Source organism: Aromatoleum sp., assembly GCF_036675785.1.
Classification (GTDB): domain Bacteria; phylum Pseudomonadota; class Gammaproteobacteria; order Burkholderiales; family Rhodocyclaceae; genus Aromatoleum.
Window position 1 is genome coordinate 18,009 of record NZ_JAKFEF010000007.1, and the last position, 21,695, is coordinate 39,703.

The following is a 21,695-nucleotide window of genomic DNA, read 5'->3' on the forward strand; positions in this document are numbered from 1 at the left end:
GATGGAGCTGCTCGTCGCCTCCGCGATCGGCGTTCTCACGGCATCCGGCGTGCAGCTGGTCCTGCGCGGGCGCAGCTTTCCCGTCGTGCTCGGTCTCGCGCTGTTGTCGTATGCGGTCAACGGGTTCCTGCTCGCGTCGGGGCGGCTCGCGGTCGGTCTGCCACCGCTGATCCGCGCGGCCGGTCCTTACACCGACCCGCTGCCGCAGGCGCTCGTGCTGACCGCGATCGTGATCTCGTTCGGGATGACCGCGGTGACGGTCGGAATGGCGGTCCGGTCCTTTCTCGAATCCGGGAGTGACGACGTCGACGCGCCGGCCGCGTCCGATGGTGAGGAAGCGCCCGGCCGATGACGCACTGGACGATCCTGCCGATCCTGCTGCCGGCCGCCGTCGCGTCGCTGCTCGCGCTCGCCGGCCGGCGCGACCTCGTGCTCGCTCGCGCGGCCTCGCTCGCGTCGGCCGTGGTGTTGCTGCTCGTCGCGATCGGGCTCGCCGCCGCCGCGAGCGACGGCACGATCCGGACCTATGCGCTCGGCGACTGGCCGGCGCCGTTCGGCATCGTGCTCGTCGTCGACCGCCTGTCGGCGCTGATGCTGACGCTGACCGCCGCGCTCGCGCTCGCGGTGCTGCTGCATTGCGCGAACGGCTGGGATGCGCGCGGGCGCCATTTCCATGCGCTGTTCCAGTTCCAGCTGATGGGCCTCAACGGCGCATTCCTGACCGGGGATTTCTTCAACCTGTTCGTTTTTTTCGAGATCCTGCTGATCGCGTCGTATGGCCTGATGGTCCATGGCGGCGGCGCCGCGCGGGTGCGCGCGGGGCTGCAGTACGTCGTCGTGAACCTCGTCGGCTCGACGCTCTTCCTCTTCGCGGTCGGCCTGCTCTATGGCGTGACCGGCACGCTGAACATGGCCGATCTCGCGTTGAAGGTGCCCGCCGTCCCGCCCGCCGACCAGGGCCTGCTGCGCAGCGGCGCGCTGCTGCTGCTCTTCGTGTTCGCGCTCAAGGCCGCGCTCGTGCCGCTGCATTTGTGGCTGCCGGGGACGTATTCGAACGCCCCCGCCCCGGTCGCGGCGCTGTTCGCCGTGCTGACGAAGGTCGGGGCGTACGCGATCATCCGCCTCTCGACACTCGCGTTCGGCGACACCGCCGGGGATCTCGCGTGGCTCGCCGCACCGTGGCTGATGCCGGCCGCGATGCTGACGCTGACGCTGGGCATGGTCGGCGTGCTCGCTGCGCGTCGCCTCGCGGTGATGATCAGCTTCGCCGTCGTCGGCTCGGTCGGCACGCTGCTGATCGCGGTTGCGTTATTCACGCAGCAGGCGATCGCCGCAGCGCTGTACTATCTCGTCCAGTCGACGCTCGCGGCGGGCGCATTCTTTCTCGTCGCCGATCTCGTCGGCGAACGCAGGGCGAAGGGCGACCTGCTCGCCGCCGGACCGCGGATCGCGCAGGCCGGGCTCATCGGCGCGTTGTTCCTGCTCGCGGCGATCGCGATGACGGGTCTGCCGCCGCTGTCCGGTTTCGTCGGCAAGCTGCTGATCCTCGACGCGACGCGCGACGCGTTCAACCGCAACTGGATCTGGAGCCTGCTGCTGTCGACGTCGCTGCTCGCGATCGTCGGCTTCGCGCGCGCGGGCAGCGTGCTGTTCTGGAAGGGCGGCGTGATCGGGGAGAAGGTCGGGGCGCAGCCGCCGCGCCGCACGGTCTTGCCGGTCGCCGCCGTCGGCCTGCTGCTCGCCGCCAACGTCGCGCTGACCGTCGGCGCCGGGCCGGTGGTCCGTTACCTCGACGCGGCGGCGACGCAGTTGTTCGCGCCGGCCGCCTACATCGACGCGGTGCTCGGCGCGGAAGGGGAGAACGAATGAGGCCCGAGCCCACCGCCCGCCGGCCGCGGACGGGTTGGCTGCCCTATCCGCGGCTCACGCTGACACTCGCCGCGCTGTGGCTGCTGCTGCAGAACCGCTTCACCGTCGGCGGGCTGCTCTTCGGCCTCGTGCTCGGGATCGTCGTCGCGCGCGCGACGACGCGTTTCTGGCCGCGACGCCCGCGCGTCCGCGCCTGCGGCAAGGCGTTCGCGTACGTGCTGCGGGTGCTCGGCGACATTCTCGTCGCGAACGTGCATGTCGCGCGCCTGATCCTGTTCCGGCCGGCGGCGCGCCTGCACTACTGCTGGCTCGTCGTGCCGCTCGAGCTCGAATCGCCGGAAGCGATCGCGGTGCTCGCCGGCACGATCACGATGACGCCCGGCAGCGTGAGCTGCGACCTGTCCGCCGACCGTCGCAGCCTGCTCGTCCATTGCCTCGACAACGACGACCCCGAGGGCACGGTGCGCGTGTTGAAGCAGCGCTACGAGGCCCGGTTGAAGGAGATCTTCGAATGATCGGCCTCGCGCTCGACTTCGGTTTTTTCGCGATTTCGCTCGCGCTGCTGCTGAACCTGTGGCGGCTCGCGCACGGGCCGACGCCGGTGGACCGGCTGCTCGCCGCGGACACGATGATCACGAACACGATCGCGCTGATCATCCTGTACGGGATGCGCCAGGCGACCGGCGAGTATTTCGAGGCCGCGCTGCTGTTCGCGATGTTCGGCGCCGTGTCGACGGTCGCGTACTGCCGCTTCCTGCTGCGCGGCGACGTCATCGAGTAGGGAGACCGGCATGGACATGCTCGGAGAAGTCGTCGTCGCGCTGCTGATCGTCGCCGGCAGCACCTTCACGCTGGTCGGGTCGATCGGGCTCGTCAAGCTGCCCGACCTGATGATGCGCCTGCATGCGCCGACGAAGGCGACGACCGCCGGCGTCGGCGGCGTTCTGCTCGCGTCGATGCTGTACGCGTTCCTGCGCACCGGCGAACTGTCCGCGCACGAGCTGCTGATCACGCTGTTCCTGTTCCTGACTGCGCCGGTCACCGCGCATCTCCTCGCGAAAGCCTACCTCCACCGCCATGCGGACCGCGTGCGCGGCCTGCCGCCGGCGTGTCGCGAACCGGGCTGGACGACGTTCGACCCGCCTTCCGCGGAAGAGGCCGGCGCCTCGCACGGGGAAAGACCGCGGCGCCCGCCGCGCGTATGATTCGCCTCCGGCCGTCCGGCGCCGTTCCTTTCGAATGCAGAGATCCATGAAACGCTCCTCCTCCTCCGGCGACGCCGGCAAGACCGATCCCGAAGTCGACGGCGCCCCGCCCGACAGCGCCGCTGCCGGCGGCCAGGATGCCGCAGCCGGCGGCGGACGCAAGACGCTCGGCATCAAGCCGACGGCCGCGGACGGCGACGCGGCGGCGAAGAAGCCGGGCCTGCGCACGCGCTTCCTCCCGTCCGCCGAGCGGCGCGGAAAGCCGCCGGAGCGGAACGCCGGGCCGAAGGGCCGCGAGCGCGATCCGCGGAGCGGGATGAAGGCCGCCGCTGCGGACGCGGCGCGCGGTCCGCGCCGCGAGCGCGAGGGGCGCGACGAAGCGGCGGCGCGCGCCGGACGGGAGGATCGACCGCGGCGTGAAGAGCGGCCGGCGCGTCAGGATCATGCCGCCGAGCGGAGTCGGCCGTCGGGTGAACGCGGGGCGCCGCCGGACAAACGCGCGGTTCGCGAGGAGCGCCCGCTGCGTGACGATCGCGGATCGCGGGAAAACCGGGCTTCGCGCGACGATCGGCCGGCTCGGGAAAATCCGCGCGAGGGTCGTCCGTTGCGTGAAGACCGGCGATTGCGCGAGAGTGGCCCCGCCCGCGAGGGCCGGCCGTCGCGCGGGGATCGGCCGGGGCGGGAGGATCGGCCGGGGCGCGTACCCGAGGCGGCCGGACGCGGGAACCCGGCCGTGAAGCGGAAGACGCCGGCGGACGAACGGCCGGCGCGGGCTCGGCGTCCGGAAGGCACGGCGGGCGCCCCGGACCGGCACGACGCGCCGCGCAAGCATGCACCTGCCGCCGCGCCGTCCGAAGCCCGCGCCGAAGGCGTGCGCCTGTCGAAGGTGATGGCCGACCGCGGCATCTGCTCGCGCCGCGAGGCCGACGAGATCATCGAGCGCGGCTGGGTGTTCGTCGATGGGCAACGGGTCAGCGAACTCGGCATCCGCATCGATCCGAACGCGGAAATCACGCTCGCGGCGCAGGCGAAACGCCGCCAAGCCGAGCAGGTCACGATCCTGCTGCACAAGCCGGTCGGTTACGTCTCCGGCCAGCCCGAGCCGGGTTTCGAGCCGGCGGTGTCGCTGATCGGGCCGGACAACCAGTTCGACGCCCGGGACGCGCAGCGCTTCCACGTCTCGCACCTGAAAGGCCTCGCGCCGGCGGGCCGGCTCGACATCGATTCGACCGGCCTGCTCGTGCTGACGCAGAACGGCCGCATCGCCCGGCAGCTGATCGGCGAGGAGTCGAAAGTCGAAAAGGAATACCTCGTGCGCGTCGAAGGCGAACTCGACGCGGGCGGGCTCGCGCTGCTCAATCACGGTCTCGAACTCGACGGCCGCAAGCTGCGACCGGCGAAGGTCGAATGGCTCAACGAGGATCAGCTGCGCTTCGTGCTGCGCGAAGGCCGCAAGCGCCAGATCCGGCGGATGTGCGAACTGGTCGGGCTGAAGGTCGTCGGCCTGAAGCGCGTGCGCATCGGCGGCGTCAGGCTTGGCGACCTCCCGCTCGGGCAGTGGCGCTTCCTACGAGAAGACGAAAGCTTCTAGGCGCGGCGCTTCGACCGGCGTCCGAACGGCCGTGGCCAGGCGCGCGACCGGGCGCCAGCACGGCACCTTGGCGTCGCTGACGCCGGACTGCTCGGTGAACCAGCCTTTCAGCGGGCAGTCGAAGCCCGCCGGACAGCCGTGCTCACACGCACATTCCTGCTGGGTCTCGTCCAGCAGCACCAGTTCCCGTACCGCCTCGCAACGGCCGATCGGCGAGTCGAAGAAGCACATGGCAGCCTCCGTGAAGGGTGATGCGAAAGACCGTATCCGTACTTCACTCTAGTCAGCGCGCGGGCGCGGCGCCGCAGCGAATGACAGCGGCTTGATCTGGCGCAACACATCGCGGCGGCTCATTCCGCGCGCAGCGCTTCTACCGGGTCGAGTCGGGCCGCGCGGCGCGCCGGCAGCACGCCGGCCAGCAGCCCGATCACGACCGCAAGCACTTCCGCGACGACGACGAAATGCCATGGGGTGTGCACCGGCAGCGCAGGGACGAGCAGGCCGACGAGTTGCGCGAGCCCCATGCCGACGAGGAGGCCGAGCGCGCCGCCGATCGCCGCGAGCGCGACCGCTTCGCCGAGGAAGAGCCCGAGCACCGTCGACCGCCGCGCGCCGAGGGCGACGAGCAGGCCGATCTCGTTCGTGCGCTCGCTGACCGCGATCGTCATGATCGTGACGATGCCGACGCCGCCGACCGCGAGCGAGATGCCGCCGAGCGCGCCGACCGCGGCGGTCAGGATGCCGAGGATGTTCGACAGCCGCGCGAGCATGTCTTCCTGCGTCGTCAGCGTCACGTCGTCCTGGCCGTGGCGCGCCGTAAGCAGTGCCCGGAGGTCAGCCGCGACAGCCACGGCCGGCATCGTCTCCGGGTAGATGACGTCGATCTCCATCAGCCCGTCGCGGTTGTACAGCGCCATCGCGCGCGTCGTCGGCACGTAGGCGGTGTCGTCGAGATCGATGCCGAGAAACTGGCCTTTCTCCTCCATCACGCCGATGACGCGGAAGCGCTCGTCGCCGATCCGAACGCGCTCGCCGAGCGCGTTGGCGTTGCCGAAGAGCTCGCGCTTGAGCTTCGCGCCGAGCACGACGAAGGCGCGTGCGCCGACCGGGTCGTCTGGCGGCAGGAAGCGGCCAATCGCGACGCGCATCGAGAAGATCCGCGCCATGTCGGCGCCGACGCCGTAGATGCTCGTGCGCCGCACGCGTCCGGCGGCATGCACTTCCGAGTTGCCGAAGACGATCGGCGTCATTCCGGTCACGCGCGGCAGCCGCGCGAGCGCCGCGGCGTCGTCGAGCGTCAGTTCGCGCGTCGTGCTCGGCAGGCCGGGCGGGCCGCCGCGCGAGCCTTGGCGCCCCGGCGTGACCTGGATGATGTTCGTGCCGAACTGCGTGAACTCCTTCAGCACGAACTGGTGCAGGCCTTCGCCGATCGAGGTCAGCAGGATCACCGCGGCGATGCCCACGCCGATTCCGAGCAGCGTCAGAAAGCTGCGCAGGCGGTGGGCGACGAGCGAGCGCAGCGCGAGCTGGAGAAAGTCCGCGAATTTCATCGTTTCGCGAGCGCCTGCACCGGATCGAGGCGCGCGGCGCGGCGGGCCGGCATCACGCCGAACAGGATGCCGGTCCCGAGCGCGGTGCCGATGCCGGCGTAGACGGCCCAGTCGGGCGGCCACGCCGGCAGGACGGGGAATGCGAGCCGCAGGCCCCACGCGCCGAGATGCCCGAGCGCGAAGCCGACGAGCGCGCCGGCAAGCGACAGCAGCGCCGCCTCCATCAGGAAGGCGAGTCGGATGTTGCGCGCGGTCGCGCCGAGCGCCTTCAGCAGGCCGATTTCGCCGGTGCGTTGCGTGACCGCGACGAGCATCACGTTCATCACGAGGATGCCGGCGACGGCGAGGCTGATCGCGGCGATGCCGGCGACCGCGAACGTCAGCGCGCCGAGGATGCGGTCGAAGGTGCCGAGCACCGCGTCCTGCGTGATCACCGTGATGTCGAGCTCACCGTCGTGGCGCTGGCGCATCAGGTCCTCGACCTGCCGCTGCGCCGACGCGATCGCGTCGCGGCCGCGCGCTTCGACGAGCACGCGAAACAGCGTGTTCGTATCGAACATCGCCTGCGCGGTCGCGACCGGGACGATGACGAGCTCGTCGTTGTTCATGCCGAGGCCCTGTCCGGACTTCTCGAGCACGCCGACGACGCGCAGCCGCCGGTCGCCGACGCGGATCATGCGGCCGACCGCGGGCTCGGTGCCGAAGAGTTCGTCCTGCAGCGCCGCGCCGAGCACCGCGACCGGGGACGCCCGCTCGGCGTCCCCGGGCGGCAGGAAGCGCCCGACGCTCGTGCCCATGCGGCGGATGTCGAGGTATGCGGCAGTGGTGCCGACCACGACGACTTCGCGCAGCCGCCCGCCGTACGCGATCTCGGAGTTGCCGACCGTCATCGGGGCGACCCGTTGCACCGACGGCGCCCGCCGCAGCGCCTCGGCGTCGCGAATCGTCAGGTCACGCGGGGTGCTCGTGAAGAGGCCGCCGAGCCCGAGACCGCCGGTGTCCGAGCGGCCGGGCAGCACGATCACAAGGTTGCTGCCGAGCGACGAGAATTCATTGACGACGTAGCGCCGCGCGCCGTCGCCGAGCGCGGTGAGGATGACGACCGCGGCGACGCCGATCGACATCGCGAGGATCATCAGCGCGGTGCGCAGCGGGTAGCCGGCTGCGGCGCGCAGAGCGAAACGCAGCGTGTCCGCGGGCGTCATCTACGGTGGCGGCGAGGGCGGCGGCGAGGCGTCCGCGCACAGGTCGGCGACGAGCGCGCCGTCTTCCATCATCAGCCGGCGCCGCGCCCGGCTGCCCATCAGCGGGTCGTGCGTCACGACGATCAGCGTGACGCCGGACGCGTTGAGTGCTTCGAGCAGCGCGGTGACGTCCTGCCCGGTCGCGCGGTCGAGGTTGCCGGTCGGCTCGTCGGCGAGGATCAGCGCCGGTCGCATGATCGTCGCGCGTGCGATCGCGACGCGCTGCCGCTGGCCGCCCGAAAGCTCGTCGGGGCGGTGGCCGGCGCGCGACTCGAGGCCGAAGTTGCGCAGCGCCTCGGCGACCCGGCGGTTCCGCTCCGCGGGCGGCACGCCGGCGAGCATCAACGGCAGCGCGACGTTCTCCGCCGCGGTCAGCCGCGGCACGAGGTGGAAGCTCTGGAAGACGAAGCCGATCCGGCTGCGGCGCACTGCGGCCTGCTCGTCGGGGCTCAGCGTCGTGACGTCGCGGCCTTCGAGCCGGTACGTGCCGGCGTTCGGGCGGTCGAGCAAGCCGAGGAGGTTCAGCAGCGTCGACTTGCCGGACCCGGACGGGCCCATCACCGCGACGTACTCGCCGGCTTCGATCGTCAGCGACACCGCGTGCAGCGCATGGACTTCGCTGTCGCCGAGCTTGAAGACGCGCTCGATGCCGGCGAGTTCGATCTGCGGCATCGCGGCGTCACGGCGCGGCGCGGGCGCCGTCGTCGGGTTTCACCGGTGCCCCGGGCGCCACACCGGCGCGTTCGAGCGAGCTGACGATGCGCTCGCCGGCCGCGAGCCCTTCGAGCACTTCGGTGTAGTCCCAGTTCGCGATGCCGGGCTTGACTGCGCGTTCCTCGAGCGTGCCGCGGGCCGCGTCGTACACGAGCACCGTGTTGCCTTCGCGCAGCGTCGCAGTCGGAATCCGCAGCGTGTCCTGCCGCACGTCGAGGACGATTTCGGCGTCCGCGCTGTAGCCGACGAGCAGCCCGCGCGCTTCCTCGGGCTGCGCGAAGTCGATCTCGACGTCGACGGTGCGTGCCTGCTTTTCGACCGCGAGGATGTACGGCGCGACGCGCTTCACCCGTCCGTCGAACACCTTGCCCGGTAGCGCGTCGAGCGTCACGCGCGCGGCCTGCCCGGGGCGGATCTTCGGTGCGTCGATCTCGTCCATCGGCGCCTTCACGTACAGGCAGCTGTCGTCGATCAGGTCGATCGCGGGCGGTGTCGGCACGCCGGGCGGCGACGGCGTCGAATACTCGCCGAGTTCGCCGGTGATCTCCGCGACGGTGCCGGCGAACGGCGCGACCAGCACGGTGCGCTGGCGGTCGACCGCAGTCGCGTCGAGCTGCGCCTCCGCGGTGCGCACGTCGGCGCGCGCCGTTTCACATGCGGCACGGCGCGCGAGCGCTTCCGTCCGCGCCTGCTCCTCGCGCGACGCCGAAATGAATTCCTGCCGGAACAGCTCGGTCTGCCGCGCCGATTCCCGCTCGGCGTTGTCCGCCTGCGAGCACGCTTCGCGCACGCGCTTCGTCGCCGTCGCGAGCTGTGCCCGGTTCACCGCGAGCCGCGCGTCCTGGTCGGCGTTCCAGAGCCTCATCAGCACCTGGCCCGCCTCGACGCGGTCGCCTTCCTTGACGCCGAGAAAATCGATGCGTCCGCCGATGATCGTCGACAGTTTCGTGCGCTGGCAGGCCTCGACCTCGCCGGCGCGGGTGTTCGACAGCGTCGCCTCGACGGTGCCGCGGCCGACCTCGACGAGCACGACCGGAATCGGCTTCGCGCGGGTCAGCCACCAGACCGCGGCGGCGAGGAGTGCGACAACGAGGAGGGTGACGAGAAGGGCACGGCTGCGGCGCAGGAAGGACGTCATCGGTTTTCAATCGGCATTTTCGGCGGATGACCCGCCCGATGACATGAAGCTTGCAACCGCGCTAACGGGGAAATCGCTGACGTCGACTTCATGCGAGAGGATGTGCGCCGCCGCCGCGTGGGGCGGGACAGACACGCGCGCCCCACGCGTCGTCGCTGCGACGCCGGGTCGGCGCGGGATGCATCGGCGACCGCCTTCACCCCTTCGTCTTGCTCCACGAATCCTTCAGCGTCACCGTCCGGTTGAACGCCGGCGCGCCGTCGGTCGAGTCGACGCGGTCGGCGACGAAATAGCCGTGGCGTTCGAACTGGAAGCGGTCTTCGGCGCGCGCGTCGCGCAGTGCGGGTTCGAGCCGCGCCCGGACCGTGCGCTTCGAGTCGTAATTGAGATCGTCGAGGAAGCTGCGCTCGAAGTCTTCCGGATCGTCTTCGCGCCGGTTGCCGGGGTAGGGCTGCGCGAACAGCCGGTCGTACAGCCGCACTTCCGCTTCGTAGCCGTGCGCGACCGACACCCAGTGCAGATTGCCCTTGACCTTGACGCTGTCGGCGCCCGGCGTGCCGGATTTGGTGTCGGGCAGGTATTCGCACAGCACCGCGGTCACGTTGCCGTCGGCGTCCTTCTCGCAGCCGGTGCATTTGACGACGTAGCCGTAGCGCAGCCGCGCCATGTTGCCCGGGGAGAGGCGGTGGAAGCCCTTGACGGGCGTTTCCATGAAGTCCTCGCGCTCGATCCACAGCTCCCGGGAGAACGGCATCTCGCGTTTGCCGAGCTCGGGCTTCAGCGGATGGTTCGGCGCCTCGCACTGCTCGCTCTGCCCCTCGGGGTAGTTCGTGATCACGAGCTTCAGCGGATCGAGCACCGCGACGCGGCGCTCGGCCGCATCGTTGAGGTCCTCGCGCATGCATTCCTCGAGCACGCTGAAGTCGATCCACGTGTCCGATTTCGTCACGCCGATGCGCTCGGCGAAGAGCCGGAAGCCGCCGGCCGTGAAGCCGCGGCGGCGCGCGCCGACGAGGGTCGGCAGGCGCGGATCGTCCCAGCCATCGACATGATGTTCGTCGACGAGCTGGATCAGCTTGCGCTTCGACAGCACGACGTAGGTCAGATTGAGCCGCGCGAACTCGATCTGCTGTGGCAGCGGTCGGGGGAAGAAGCCGCCTTCGGCGAGCGCGTCGAGCAGCCAGTCGTAGAACGGCCGCTGGTCCTCGAACTCCAGCGTGCAGATCGAGTGCGTGATGTTCTCGATCGCGTCCTCGATCGGGTGCGCGAACGTGTACATCGGGTAGATGCACCACGCCTCGCCGGTGCGGTGGTGCGTCGCGCGGCGGATGCGGTAGATCGCGGGGTCGCGCAGGTTAAGGTTCGGCGACGCCATGTCGATCTTCGCGCGCAGCACGTGCTTGCCGTCGGCGAACTCGCCGGCCCGCATGCGGCGGAACAGGTCGAGGTTTTCCTCGACGCTGCGGTTGCGGTACGGGCTTTCGCGGCCCGGCTCGGTTAGCGTGCCGCGATAGGCACGCATCTCGTCGGCCGACAGCGATTCGACGTAGGCGCGCCCCGACGTGATCAGGTATTCGGCGCACGCGTACATGCGGTCGAAATAGTCCGACGCGAAGTAGAGGTGTTCGCCCCACTCGAAGCCGAGCCAGCGCACCGCCTCGATGATCGAGTCGACGTATTCCTGCTCTTCCTTCTCCGGGTTCGTGTCGTCGAAGCGCAAGTGGCAGACGCCGTTGTAGCGCTCGGCGAGACCGAAGTTCAGGCAGATCGACTTCGCGTGGCCGTAGTGGAGGTAGCCGTTGGGCTCCGGGGGGAAGCGCGTTTCGACGCGGCCGCTCCATTTTCCGCTCCGCCCGTCCTCTTCGATGATGTTGCGGATGAAGTTGGACGGCGCAGCGGCAGTGCCTTCTTTCGGCGTGTTCGGATTCATCGGTTCGGGCAGTTCCGGGAGTCAAGCGCCGCCAGCGGCGACGCGGGTTGCGAATGGCGGCGATTGTAGCCGATGACGCGGGCGTGGGCGGCCGGGGGCGCCCGGCGCGCCCGCTATAATCCGCGCCTGACGCGCCGGTTTCGCGGCGGCGTGACCACAACAGAAGGAGAGAGATGCCCGAAGAACTCGTCCTCGCCGACGCCTGGCTGGAACAGTATCCGTTCGCCTACACGCTGGTCGGGATCGCGACGCTGGTCGCGGGCGCGTGGCTCGCGAACTGGCTCACGCGGCACGTGCTGCTGCGCGCGCTGCGCCGCGGTCTCGCGGCCACGTCGCTGCGCGACGACCCGGTCTTGTCGCGCCTCGAAGTCGTCGGCCGCCTCGCGGGCCTCGTACCGGCGCTGATTCTGTACGGTGGCGTCGGCCTGCTCGAGTTGCCCGAAGCGCTCGTGACCGTCGTGCGCAACGTCTGCGCCGCGTTCATCGTGCTGACGATCGCGCTGGCGGTCGGCGAGGCGATCGAACTCCTGAACGCGCTCTACATGCGCCGGCCGAACGCGGCGCGTCGGCCGATCAAGGGCTATCTCGAAGTCCTGAAGATCGCGATCTACGTCATCGCGGCGATCCTGATGGTCGCCGCGCTCGTCGACCGCTCGCCGCTGATCCTGCTCTCGGGCCTCGGCGCGATGGCCGCGGTGCTGATGCTGATCTTCCAGGACACGCTGCTGTCGCTCGTCGCGAGCGTGCAGATCTCGTCGAACGACATGCTGCGCGTCGGCGACTGGATCGAGATGCAGCAGTTCAACGCCGACGGCGACGTCGTCGACATCGCACTGCACACGGTGAAGGTGCAGAACTTCGACAAGACGATCACGACGATCCCGACCAAGCGCTTCATCAGCGAGTCGTTCAAGAACTGGCGCGGGATGCGGGAGTCTGGCGGCCGGCGCATCAAGCGCAGCCTGTTCCTCGATCAGCACAGCGTGCGCTTCCTGACGGACGAGGAGCGCCGCCGCCTTGACCGTTTCGCGCTGCTCGACGGCTATCTGCCGGCGAAGGAGGCCGAGCTCGAAGCGTGGAATCAGGCAGTCGTGGGTGCTGGCCGCGACGTCGTCAATCGCCGTCGCGTGACCAACATCGGCACCTTCCGCGCGTACGTCGAACGCTACCTCCGACGCCACCCGGGCGTTCATCAGGGGATGACGCTGATGGTGCGTCAGCTCGCGCCGACCTCCGACGGGCTGCCGCTCGAGCTTTATTGCTTCGCGAACACGATTGCGTGGGTCGAATACGAGGCGACGCAATCGGACATCTTCGACCACCTGTTCGCGATCCTGCCCGAGTTCGGGCTGCGCGTATTCCAGCACCCGACCGGCGCCGACATGCGGGCGCTCGCCGCGGGCGCGTCCTGAGGGGAGACGATGACGTCAGCGATCGGTATGACGGCGTTCGTCGCGGTCGGCGCAGGCGCCGCAGTCGGCGCGTGGCTGCGCTGGGGGCTCGGGCTGCTGCTGAACCCGCTGTTCCTGATGATCCCGTTCGGCACGCTCGCGGCGAACCTGCTCGGCGGCCTGTTGATGGGCGGCGCGCTTGCGTGGATCCACGTGCTGCCCGAAATGCCGCCGGCGCTGCGGCTGCTGCTGACGACCGGCTTTCTCGGGGGACTGACGACGTTCTCGACGTTTTCGGCCGAAGGGCTGCACCTCGTGCAGCGCGGGGAGTGGGGCTGGCTCGCGGTCCACACCGTCGCCCACGTCGCCGGCTCGCTGCTGATGGCGTGGGCCGGGCACGCCGCGTTCAACGCCTGGCGCGGCTGACCGGGACGCTAACGCCGGCCGCCCGCCTCGAGCCAGTCGCTCGCGCCGAGCCCTGCAGCTCGCCCGGTCGCAAAGCACCCGGTCAGCAGATAGCCGCCGGTCGGCGCCTCCCAGTCGAGCATTTCGCCGCAGCAGAATACGCCGGGCAGCGCGCGCAGCATCAGCCGTTCGTCCAGGTCCTCGAAGACGACGCCGCCCGCGGTGCTGATCGCCTCGTCCAGCGGTCGCGGCGACACGAGCGTAAGCGGCAGCGCCTTGATCGCCGCCGCGAGTCGCGGCGGCGACGCGAACGCCGCCGCGGGCAGGCATTCGCGCAGCAACCCGGCCTTGACGCCGGCGATGCCTGCCTTGCTCTGTAGGTGGCTCGCGACCGAGCGCGTGCCACGCGGACGCGAGAGCTCTTCGGCGAGCATTTCGGGGCTGCGCCCCGGCGCGAGGTCGATCGACAGCGTGACCGCGCCGTTTGCGACAATCGCATCGCGCAGCGGCGCCGACAGCGCGTAGATCAGGCTGCCTTCGAGTCCGTGGTCGGAGACCATGCATTCGCCGGCGCGCTGGTGGTGGTTTCCGCGTGCGTCAGTAAAGGACAGCACGACGGACTTCAGCGGCTGGCCGGCGAAACGAGAGCGGAAATGCTCGCTCCAGCCACTGCCCGGGTCGCCCGTCCCGGCCGCACGGACGTCGAAGCCGCAGTTCGCCGGTTTCAGTGGCGCGATCGAGACGCCGCGTCCGGCGAGGCGCGGCACCCACGCCCCGTCCGAGCCGAGCTTCGCCCAACTCGCGCCGCCGAGCGCGAGGACGACCGCGTCAGCATCGACGACCGTCTCGCCCTCGGGCGTCGCAAAGCGCAGGCCGCGGGTCGGCGCCGTCTCGGCCGCGGACCACCCGAGCCAGCGGTGGCGCGGGTGAAAACGCACGCCGGCCGTCCGTAACCGGTGCAGCCACGCCCGCAGCAGCGGCGCTGCCTTCATCTGCGTCGGGAAGACGCGCCCCGAGCTGCCGACGAAAGTGTCGACGCCGAGGCCGTGCGCCCACTCGCGCAATTCGGCGGCGCTGAACGCCGCGAGCAGCGGCTCGAACTCCGGCCGGCGCTCGCCGTAGCGGGACAAGAACGTTTCGGGAGCTTCCGCGTGCGTCAGGTTCAGGCCGCCGATCCCGGCGAGCAGGAACTTGCGCCCGACCGACGGCATTGCGTCGTAGAGATCCACCGCGCTGCCGCGCGCGGCGAGCATCTCCGCCGCGATCAGCCCGGCGGGCCCGCCGCCGATGACTGCCGCGCTCACCGCGCGATCTCCCGCCACGCGGCGAGCTTCGCCGGATACGGAACCGATGCGTTCGCCGGGCTCGTCGACGGCAGGCGCCGCAGCGTGAAGTCGAAGCGTTCCGCGATTGCCGGCCGGACGTGGCGGCGGAAGCACTGCTCGGCCGCAGTGCCGTTGCAGAACACGCGGTCGATCGCCGGGTGGCGCGCGAAGAACGTGGCGAAGTCGTTGACCTCGATCGAGTCGGCCCGGATGTTCGAATCGAGGCTGCCGGCGCGGCGGCATGCGCCGAGCACGTCCCATAGCGCGTAGCCCGCTTCGGCGAGGCGGCGCGTGCGTTCGGCGTACGGCAGCGCCGGGTCGATACCGAGCACCGCGCCGATGATCGGCCAGAAGTGGTTGCGCGGGTGCGCGTAATACTCGACCGCCGCGAGCGAGGCGGCGCCGGGCATGCTGCCGAGAATCAAGGTATGGGCGCCGGCAACGGCGATCGGCGGAAAGCCTTCGAGTCGGGACATCGGAACGGCGGGCGGGGAAAGGCAAGCAAGGTACCGGCGCGACCCGCGCTCGGCAAGCGCGGCACGCCCGCCGGCCGAAATCCGCACAATGCCTAAAATGGAACGAGGCGGGATCGTTCGAACTTCCTGTCGGTCGAATGGGAGTCTCGCCACGTCACCAGAGGAGGTCGACGATGAACACGCACAATTTTCCGAAGATGTTTTATTCGTATCGCGAGGGCTGGGACGACCTGATGCAGGTCCATCCGACGGTGAGCAAGCTTTTCCTGACCTACGTGATGCCGATGTCGCTGATTCCACCGGCGATGGTGTTGTACTCGATGCTGGTGACACCCGGCGCGGTGTTCCCCGAACTGGTGCCGCACATCACGGTCGCCGAAGCGGTCGGTGCCGCGGTCGCGCTCTACCTCGCGCAGCTCGCGATGGTCGCGCTGATGGCGTCGGTCATCCAGCAGATCGGCGACGTCGTCGAACGGACGCCGACGTACGAAGACGCGTTCGTGCTGGCGGCGGTGGCGCCGACGCCGCTGTGGCTGTCCGCGCTCGCGCTGTTCATACCGGTCGCGTGGGTGGCGGTCGTCGTCGTCGCGGTCGCGTGGGTCGCCTCGGCCGCGCTGATCTACCATGGCGTCTATCCGCTGTTCCGGCTCGACCACCCGGGCAAGGCGCGAATCATGGGGTCCTTCGTGCTGATGACCGGGGTCGTCGCTTGGTTCGCGCTGCTGGTCGTGCTCGCGCTCGCGATGAGCATGATCGTCGGGTTGCGGGGCTGACGGGGCGGGCGGTCGAGCATCCTCGCTCACGCACTAGGATGGGCGCGCCCGCGCATCACGCGGCGGTTGAAACGGACCGCCGCCCGGCGCGCCCCTTGCAGCCCGCCCGCAGCGAAGCCGGAGATCCGGCACCTTCTGGCATAATCCCGCGACGCCTGCGGTCGCGGCCCGCGGCAGCACTCTCTCACGAACGACTTCTGTCCTCTCCGGCGCCGGAAGGTCCTTCCGTCCGGCCGATTTCCGATATTGACGACTATCGACACGCCAAACGATTGCGCGCGCGAGCGCTTTGCTTTTGCCGACTGCCTGAGCGTCGATCGCCCGAAGCTGAGGCGCCTCGCCGGTGAGCTGAAACGGACGCAAGGTGGCCGGCGCGAACGCGCCCAATCCGACTTCGATTCGCTGCTCGCGCGATCGCGCGCCGCATTCGTGGAGCGCCGGGCGCGCCTTCCGCAACCGGAATTCCCGCCTGAGCTGCCGGTCACGCAGAAGCGCGACGAGATCGGGGCCGCGATCGCCGCGCACCAGGTCGTCATCGTGTCCGGCGAAACCGGGTCGGGCAAGACGACGCAGCTGCCGAAGATCTGCCTCGCGCTCGGCCGCGGCGCCGCCGGCCTGATCGGCCACACGCAGCCGCGCCGGCTCGCCGCGCGCGCGACCGCGAGCCGCATCGCGCACGAGCTGAAATCCGAACTCGGCCAAGCGGTCGGCTACAAGATCCGCTTCACCGACCGTATCGGCGCCGCGAGCCACATCAAGCTGATGACCGACGGCATCCTGCTCGCGGAGACGCAGGGCGACCCGCTGCTCGCGGCATACGACACGCTGATCATCGACGAGGCGCACGAGCGCAGCCTCAACATCGATTTCCTGCTCGGCTACCTGAAGACGCTGCTGCCGCGGCGCCCCGACCTGAAAGTCGTCGTGACCTCGGCGACGCTCGACGCCGACCGCTTCGCGCGTCATTTCGGCGCGCCGGGAAAGCCGGTGCCGGTGATCGAGGTGTCGGGCCGGCTGTATCCGATCGAGATGCGCTACCGCCCGGTCGAGGACGACGAGACGCCGGCCGACGAACGCCGCGGCGCCCGGCGCGACAAGGGGCGCGACCTGTATGACGCGATCGTCGACGCCGTCGACGAGGCGCACCGCAGCGGACCCGGCGACACGCTCGTGTTCCTGCCCGGCGAGCGCGAGATCCGCGAGGCCGCCGAGGCGTTGCGTAAGGCGCACCACGCCGGCAGCACCGAGATCCTGCCGCTCTACGCGCGTCAGTCCGCCCAGGAGCAGGCGCGCGTGTTCTCGCCGGGCCGCGGTCGGCGCGTCGTGCTTGCGACGAACGTCGCCGAGACCTCGCTGACCGTGCCCGGCATCCGTTATGTCGTCGACACCGGCCTCGCGCGCGTCAAGCGCTACTCGCACCGCAACAAGGTCGAGCAGCTGCAGGTCGAGAAGATCGCGCAGTCGGCCGCGAAGCAGCGCGCGGGGCGTTGCGGTCGGGTCATGGACGGGGTCTGTTTCCGCCTCTACGACGAGGCCGATTTCGACAAGCGCCCGCCGCACACCGATCCGGAAATCCTGCGCTCGTCGCTCGCCGGCGTGATCCTGCGGATGAAGTCGCTGCGGCTCGGCGAAGTCGAGGACTTCCCGTTCCTCGACGCGCCGCTGCCGCGCATGATCGCCGACGGCTACCAGCTGCTCACCGAACTCGGCGCGCTCGACGAAGAGGGCGACACGCGCGCGCTCACGCCTATCGGCCGCGAACTCGCGAAGCTGCCGCTCGACCCGAAGATCGGCCGCATGATCCTCGCGGCGCGCGACCGCGGGTGTCTCGCCGAAGTGCTCGCGATCGCGGCTGCGCTGTCGGTGCAGGACCCGCGCGAGCGCTCGCCCGAGAGTCCCGGCGCCGCCGACCAAGCGCACGCAAAGTTCCGCGGCGGCGAGCAGGACCAGCGCTCCGAGTTTCTCTGGTACTGGAACCTGTGGAAGGCGTGGGACGAGACGGTCCGCCACGAGTCCGGCAGCAAGCAGAAGGCGTGGGCGAAGCGCCATCACCTGTCGTACCTGCGGCTGCGCGAATGGCGCGACGTGCATGGCCAGCTGCTGACGCTGTGCACCGAGCACGGCTGGAAGGAGAATCCGGAGCCCGCGCACTACGACGCGATCCACAAGGCGCTGCTCGCGGGGCTGCTCGGCCACGTCGGCAGCAAGATCGAAGACCCGAGCGGTCCACAGGTCGGCAGTTACCTCGGTGCGCGCGGGATCAAGTTCTGGCCGCACCCGGGCTCGACGCTCGCGAAGAAGGCCGGCAAGTGGATCGTCTGTGCCGAGCTCGTCGAGACCTCGCGCCTGTTCGGCCGATGCCTCGCGAAAATCGAGCCGGAGTGGCTCGAGGAAGTCGGCGCGCATTTCGTCAAGCGCCAGGTGTACGAGCCGCACTGGTCGAAGGCGTCGGGCGCGGTGCGGGCGTGGGAGCGCGGCACGCTGCACGGCCTCGTGTTGTACGCGCGGCGCGGGGTCGGTTACCGCGACATCGACCCGGCGCTGTGCCGCGAGCTCTTCATCCGCGAAGGCCTCGTGGAGGGCGAGATCGCCGAGGGGCAGGCGCGCGGGATGCCCTTCCTGCAGCACAACCGCCGGCTCGTCGCCGAGATCGAGCGCCTCGAGCACAAGTCGCGGCGCCCCGACGTGCTCGTCGACGAGGCGCTGATCCAGGCGTTCTACGAGTCTAAACTGCCGGCCGGCGTCATCGACGTCGCGAGCTTCGAGCGCTGGCGCAAGACCGCCGAGCAGACCGAGCCGAAGCTGCTGCACCTGACGCGCGACCAGCTGATGCGGCACGAAGCCGAAGGCATCACGACCGAGCGCTTTCCGTCGAGCTTCGACGTGCTCGGCCAGAAGCTGAAGCTGACCTACCTCCACCAGCCGGGCGAGGCGGACGACGGCGTCACGCTGGCGGTGCCGCTCGCGATGCTGAACCAGATCCCCGCGAACCGCTGCGAGTGGCTGGTGCCGGGGCTCCTCGAGGAGAAAGTCGCCGCGCTGCTGCGCACGGTGCCGCAGAAGCACCGCCACCGGCTGCAGCCGATCGCCGAGAGCGCGGCGGCGGTCGTCGATCGCTTCGAAGCGGGCGAGTTCGACCCCGACGGGCCGCTGCTGCGCGCGCTGCAGCGCTTCGTCGAGGAGCGCGTGTCGCTGAAGCTGCCGATCGAGTCATTCCGCCCGGAAAACCTGAACCCGCATTTCCTCATGAATTTCCGCATCGTCGATGAGCACGGCCGGGTGCTCGGGCAGTCGCGCAATCTCGCGGAGCTGCGCGCGCGCCTGCGCGATCAGGTTGCCGAACGCTTCCGCGGCGCGCGGCTCGCGCTGTCGGCTTCCGCGCCGGCCGCTGCGGGTGTTGCGCCGGGGGCGCCGCCGGTGGCGAAGAGTTCAGTCAAGGGGCGGGCGGTGCAGGCGGGCTCCGGGCCCGGAGGCGACCGCAAGGCGACGACCGGTGCCGGGGTGGGCCCTGCACCGGGGCGAACCGGAGGCGCGGCTGGCGCGAGCGGCCTCGCCGGATTGACCGCGTGGACGTTCGGCCCGCTGCCGGAACTCCTCGAAGTCAAGGTCGCCGGCCGCGACGTGATCGGCTACCCCGCGCTGCACGACGACGGCGACAGCGTCTCGCTGCGTCCGTACGACACCCCCGAAGAAGCGGCGAGAGTTCATCGCAAGGGTCTCGCGCGCCTCTTCGCGCTCGCGCTGAAGGACCAGGTGCGGGCGATCGAGAAGCTGCCCGGTCTGCGCGAGCTCGCGCTCGCGTTCATCCCGTTCGGCACCGACGCCGAACTGAAGGTGCAGCTCGTCGCTGCGACGCTCGCGCGCACCTGCCTGCTCGACCCGCTGCCGGCAGACGCCGCGACTTTCGAGCGCCGATGCGCCGAGGCGAAGCCGCGGATCACGCTTGTTGCACAGGAGTTCATGCGCCTCGCGACGGCGCTGATCGCCGAGCACGCGGGGCTGCAGAAGCGCCTTGCCGCGCTGCGTGCCTTTCCCGAGGTTGCGGCGGACATCCAGGGGCAGGTCCGCGAGCTGCTGCCGAAGAATTTCCTCGTCGCGCTCCCGTGGGAGCGGCTCGCCCAGTGCTCGCGCTACCTGAAGGCGGCCGGCGTGCGGCTCGACAAGCTGCGCAACAACCCGGCGCGCGACGCGCAGCTCCTGGCGGACTGGCGCTCGCTCGCGCAACCGTTCGAGCGGGAACTCCTCGCGAAGCGCAAGGCCGGCGTCACCGACCCGGCTCTCGAGGAGTTCCGCTGGCTGCTCGAGGAGCTGCGCGTGGCCCTCTTCGCGCAGGAGTTGAAGACGCCGATGCCGGTGTCGGTCAAGCGGCTGCAGAAGATCTGGGACGCGAGGCCGCGGTGAGTCGCGAAGCGAGTCGCGGCCCGTGCCTGCTGCTTCCTCGGGGAGCAGGCTTGCCGCGCTGCACGAACGGACATTACCGCGCGTCGAGCGCCGAGCCGCCGATGGCATTGATTCGGCTCGCTTTCCCTGTTATCGTGCCCGGCTTTCCCTTGCTCCACCGGTCCGCATGCCGGGGAGCTGACATCAAACCGCAAGGAGTCTGCATGCGACATTACGAAGTTGTATTCATCGTCCACCCGGACCAGTCGGAACAGGTCCCCGCGATGATCGAGCGCTACAAGGCGATCGTCACCGCCCGCAATGGCCAGATCCACCGCCTCGAAGACTGGGGCCGCCGCCAGATGGCCTATCCGATCCAGAAGGTGCACAAGGCCCACTACGTGCTCATGAACATCGAGTGCGACGGCGAAGCGCTCGGCGAACTCGAACATGCATTCAAGTTCAACGATGCCGTGCTGCGTCACCTCGTCGTCAAGATGAAGGCCGCCGTGACCGCGCCGTCGCCGATGATGAAGGAAGAAAAGTCGCGCTCGCTGACCGCCGCGCCCGCTGCCGAGACGAAGCCGGCCGAAGCTGCGTCGGCCTGAGGTGGCTGAACCCGGGGCGAACGAACTGCGCCTCGATGCCCGGATAGCAGAGCTGCTGCCCGTGCGTCGGACCCCGGCAGGAGTGCCGATCGCCGCTTGCGGCCTCGCGCACGAATCGAAGCAGGACGAGGCCGGCGTGGCCCGCGATGTTTCGGTGGAACTGCAGGCGGTCGCGGTCGGCGAATTGGCCAGCGTGCTGGCCGGCGCCTCCCCCGGCATGAGGATACGGGCCACCGGGTTTCTCGCCGCGAAGAGCCTTCGCAGCCGGACACCGGTGTTGCACCTGAGCAAGATCGAATTTCTGGAAGGAAACGAAAATGGCTTTCAAGCCCAAGTCGAAGTTCAAGAAAAAGGATGACCGCGGCAACCGCGGTCTGTTCAAGCGCCGCAAGTTCTGCCGCTTCACCGCGGAGAAGATCGAGGAAGTCGACTACAAGGATGTGGACATCCTGAAGGACTTCATCACCGAGAACAGCAAGATCATGCCGGCCCGCATCACCGGCACGAAGGCGGGCTATCAGCGTCAGCTGTCGACCGCGATCAAGCGTGCGCGCTTCCTCGCGCTGCTGCCGTACACCGATCTGCACAAGTAACAGGAGAGATCGGACATGCAAATCATTCTGCTCGAAAAAGTCGCCAACCTCGGCGTACTCGGCGATGTCGTCAAGGTCAAGGACGGCTATGCCCGCAACTACCTGATCCCGCAGGGCAAGGCCAAGCGCGCGACGCAGGCCAACATGGCCGAGTTCGAAGCGCTGCGCGCCGAACTCGAGCGCACGCACGCCGAGAAGCTCGCGGAAGCTCAAGCGCTCGCGACGAAGTTCGAAGGCTTGATGGTCCAGGTCACGCGCAAGGCCGGCATGGATGGCCGTCTGTTCGGCTCGGTCACCAACATCGACATCGTCGACGCGCTCGAAGCCCAAGGTTTCAAGATCGAGCGCAGCGCCGTCCGGATGCCGGAAGGCCCGATCAAGCAGATCGGCGACACGCAGATCGACATCGCGCTGCACTCCGATGTCGTCGTCCCCGTGACGGTGTCGGTGCTCGGCGAGCAAGCGTAAGCACGTCGAATTTTTCGGTTCGCGAGGGGCTGCTT

Annotated in this window: 22 protein-coding genes; 14 read left to right on the top strand and 8 right to left on the bottom strand. The window is 69.7% G+C overall.

Annotated elements, in window-relative coordinates:
* Position 1: 1 nt before the first annotated feature.
* From V6M37_RS01350 to V6M37_RS01375, 6 genes are read left to right on the top strand one after another with little or no spacing between them, the layout of a single operon-like run.
* Positions 2-352, top strand: coding sequence for a Na+/H+ antiporter subunit C (locus V6M37_RS01350; RefSeq protein WP_332670318.1), 351 nt, complete (start codon positions 2-4; stop codon positions 350-352).
* Positions 349-1,869, top strand: a complete 1,521-nt coding sequence (locus V6M37_RS01355; RefSeq protein WP_332670320.1) for a monovalent cation/H+ antiporter subunit D — start codon at positions 349-351, stop codon at positions 1,867-1,869. The genes V6M37_RS01350 and V6M37_RS01355 overlap by 4 nt, the downstream gene beginning before the upstream one ends.
* Positions 1,866-2,384 (top strand): Na+/H+ antiporter subunit E, encoded by a 519-nt coding sequence (locus V6M37_RS01360; RefSeq protein ID WP_332670322.1) that lies wholly within the window; start codon positions 1,866-1,868, stop codon positions 2,382-2,384. The genes V6M37_RS01355 and V6M37_RS01360 overlap by 4 nt, the downstream gene beginning before the upstream one ends.
* Positions 2,381-2,650 (top strand): K+/H+ antiporter subunit F, encoded by a 270-nt coding sequence (locus V6M37_RS01365; RefSeq protein WP_332670325.1) that lies wholly within the window; start codon positions 2,381-2,383, stop codon positions 2,648-2,650. The genes V6M37_RS01360 and V6M37_RS01365 overlap by 4 nt, the downstream gene beginning before the upstream one ends.
* A 10-nt stretch (positions 2,651-2,660) precedes the next feature.
* Positions 2,661-3,074, top strand: coding sequence for a Na+/H+ antiporter subunit G (locus V6M37_RS01370; RefSeq protein WP_332670327.1), 414 nt, complete (start codon positions 2,661-2,663; stop codon positions 3,072-3,074).
* Positions 3,075-3,120: 46 nt separating this feature from the next.
* Positions 3,121-4,665 (top strand): pseudouridine synthase, encoded by a 1,545-nt coding sequence (locus V6M37_RS01375; protein WP_332670329.1) that lies wholly within the window; start codon positions 3,121-3,123, stop codon positions 4,663-4,665.
* Here the strand turns inward: V6M37_RS01375 and V6M37_RS01380 are convergent.
* The 6 genes from V6M37_RS01380 to V6M37_RS01405 form a co-directional block, all read right to left on the bottom strand.
* Complete coding sequence (locus V6M37_RS01380) at positions 4,642-4,896, bottom strand: hypothetical protein (RefSeq protein ID WP_332670331.1); 255 nt, start codon at positions 4,894-4,896, stop codon at positions 4,642-4,644. The genes V6M37_RS01375 and V6M37_RS01380 overlap by 24 nt on opposite strands.
* Before the next feature lie 119 nt (positions 4,897-5,015).
* Positions 5,016-6,215 (bottom strand): ABC transporter permease, encoded by a 1,200-nt coding sequence (locus V6M37_RS01385; RefSeq protein WP_332670333.1) that lies wholly within the window; start codon positions 6,213-6,215, stop codon positions 5,016-5,018.
* Positions 6,212-7,420 carry an ABC transporter permease gene (locus tag V6M37_RS01390; protein WP_332670335.1) on the bottom strand — a complete coding sequence of 403 codons (1,209 nt, stop codon included), beginning with the start codon at positions 7,418-7,420 and terminating at the stop codon, positions 6,212-6,214. Before V6M37_RS01390 ends, V6M37_RS01385 begins: the two co-directional genes overlap by 4 nt.
* Positions 7,421-8,131: an ABC transporter ATP-binding protein gene (locus V6M37_RS01395; RefSeq protein WP_332670338.1), complete on the bottom strand. Its 711-nt coding sequence runs from the start codon at positions 8,129-8,131 to the stop codon at positions 7,421-7,423.
* Between the two features lie 7 nt (positions 8,132-8,138).
* A complete protein-coding gene (locus V6M37_RS01400; RefSeq protein ID WP_332670339.1) occupies positions 8,139-9,311 on the bottom strand; it encodes an efflux RND transporter periplasmic adaptor subunit in 1,173 nt (390 codons plus the stop codon).
* A 196-nt stretch (positions 9,312-9,507) separates the two neighbouring features.
* Positions 9,508-11,241, bottom strand: a complete 1,734-nt coding sequence (locus V6M37_RS01405; protein WP_332670340.1) for a glutamine--tRNA ligase/YqeY domain fusion protein — start codon at positions 11,239-11,241, stop codon at positions 9,508-9,510.
* Positions 11,242-11,414: 173 nt separating this feature from the next.
* Between V6M37_RS01405 and V6M37_RS01410 the strand changes: the two genes are divergently transcribed.
* A complete protein-coding gene (locus V6M37_RS01410; protein WP_332670343.1) occupies positions 11,415-12,653 on the top strand; it encodes a mechanosensitive ion channel family protein in 1,239 nt (412 codons plus the stop codon).
* Positions 12,654-12,662: 9 nt separating this feature from the next.
* Complete coding sequence (gene crcB / locus V6M37_RS01415; RefSeq protein ID WP_332670345.1) at positions 12,663-13,058, top strand: fluoride efflux transporter CrcB; 396 nt, start codon at positions 12,663-12,665, stop codon at positions 13,056-13,058.
* Between the two features lie 8 nt (positions 13,059-13,066).
* Here crcB and V6M37_RS01420 read toward each other — a convergent pair whose 3' ends face one another.
* On the bottom strand, positions 13,067-14,341 hold the full coding sequence (locus V6M37_RS01420; protein WP_332670347.1) for a TIGR03862 family flavoprotein: 1,275 nt from the start codon (positions 14,339-14,341) through the stop codon (positions 13,067-13,069).
* Positions 14,338-14,838, bottom strand: coding sequence for a DNA-deoxyinosine glycosylase (locus tag V6M37_RS01425; RefSeq protein WP_332670349.1), 501 nt, complete (start codon positions 14,836-14,838; stop codon positions 14,338-14,340). The genes V6M37_RS01420 and V6M37_RS01425 overlap by 4 nt, the downstream gene beginning before the upstream one ends.
* Positions 14,839-15,011: 173 nt before the next feature.
* On the opposite strand from V6M37_RS01425, the gene V6M37_RS01430 reads away from it, so the two are divergent.
* From V6M37_RS01430 to rplI, 6 genes are all read left to right on the top strand, one after another.
* On the top strand, positions 15,012-15,611 hold the full coding sequence (locus tag V6M37_RS01430) for a Yip1 family protein (RefSeq protein ID WP_332670352.1): 600 nt from the start codon (positions 15,012-15,014) through the stop codon (positions 15,609-15,611).
* A 246-nt stretch (positions 15,612-15,857) separates the two neighbouring features.
* Complete coding sequence (hrpA, locus tag V6M37_RS01435; protein WP_332670354.1) at positions 15,858-20,012, top strand: ATP-dependent RNA helicase HrpA; 4,155 nt, start codon at positions 15,858-15,860, stop codon at positions 20,010-20,012.
* Between the two features lie 203 nt (positions 20,013-20,215).
* Positions 20,216-20,599 (top strand): 30S ribosomal protein S6, encoded by a 384-nt coding sequence (rpsF, locus tag V6M37_RS01440; RefSeq protein ID WP_332670358.1) that lies wholly within the window; start codon positions 20,216-20,218, stop codon positions 20,597-20,599.
* 1 nt (position 20,600) lies between these two features.
* Positions 20,601-20,957 carry a primosomal replication protein N gene (gene priB / locus V6M37_RS01445; protein WP_332670360.1) on the top strand — a complete coding sequence of 119 codons (357 nt, stop codon included), beginning with the start codon at positions 20,601-20,603 and terminating at the stop codon, positions 20,955-20,957.
* On the top strand, positions 20,917-21,192 hold the full coding sequence (rpsR, locus tag V6M37_RS01450; RefSeq protein ID WP_312658880.1) for a 30S ribosomal protein S18: 276 nt from the start codon (positions 20,917-20,919) through the stop codon (positions 21,190-21,192). Before priB ends, rpsR begins: the two co-directional genes overlap by 41 nt.
* 15 nt (positions 21,193-21,207) lie before the next feature.
* Positions 21,208-21,660, top strand: coding sequence for a 50S ribosomal protein L9 (rplI, locus tag V6M37_RS01455; RefSeq protein ID WP_332670382.1), 453 nt, complete (start codon positions 21,208-21,210; stop codon positions 21,658-21,660).
* Positions 21,661-21,695 lie beyond the last annotated feature (35 nt).